Origin of the sequence: Butyrivibrio sp. DSM 10294, assembly GCF_028539135.1 — a bacterium.
GTDB lineage: Bacteria > Bacillota > Clostridia > Lachnospirales > Lachnospiraceae > Butyrivibrio.
Genome location: NZ_JANSWL010000026.1, coordinates 1 through 818 on the forward strand (window position 1 = coordinate 1; position 818 = coordinate 818).

Consider the following 818-nt stretch of genomic DNA (forward strand, 5'->3'; position numbering starts at 1 on the left):
CGGGAGTTTGACAGTTGAATGAATAAATTATACCTTGCAGGCCGCTTGTGGTCTGCATTTTTTATGTCAAATTTTATGTTTTTATATATGGTATTTTATGGTATTGTGTGGTATAATAAGGCATGGAGGATTGTTGGGATGCGAGTTACTACTTCTAAATCTAAAAATGCCGAATCTTTTTATATCACCAAAGGGTATATCAACGATAAGGGTGTCAGCACTTCAACTATTATCAGAAAACTGGGGACATTACAGGAACTTATCAAAGAACACGGCCCTACAAGGGATGATGTTATGGCCTGGGCTAAGGAAGAAGCCAGACTTGAAACACAGAAATACAAAGAGGAACAGCGAACTAAAGCTGTACAGATAACCTTTCATTCTGACAGGCCACTGGCATATGACCAGCAGATATTCTATCGCGGAGGATATCTTTTCCTTCAGTCCATCTACTACTCTTTGTCCCTGGACAAGACATGCAGAAAACTAAGGGATAAGTATAAGTTCAAGTACGATATAAACGCTATTCTCTCAGACATGATATTTGCCAGAGTTCTTGAGCCATCCAGCAAAAGATCCAGTTTCAACGTGGCTTCAGAATTCCTTGAAGCACCAACATATGAACTTCATGATGTTTACCGTGCGTTAGATGTTCTGGGAAATGAGTGCGATTTCATTCAGGCTGAGGTTTATAAAAACAGTCATCTCGCAGGAAAGAGGAATGACAAGATCCTTTTCTATGACTGCACTAATTACTACTTCGAGATTGAACAGGAAGATGGTGACAAGAAGTACGGAAAAAGCAAAGAACATCGTCC

Annotated in this window: 1 protein-coding gene; it reads left to right on the forward strand. The window is 39.7% G+C overall.

What is annotated here, in order from left to right; all coding sequences use genetic code 11:
- Positions 1-138: 138 nt before the first annotated feature.
- The coding region (locus NXH67_RS00240; protein WP_330676522.1) for an IS1634 family transposase at positions 139-818 on the forward strand (680 nt) is incomplete at its 3' end.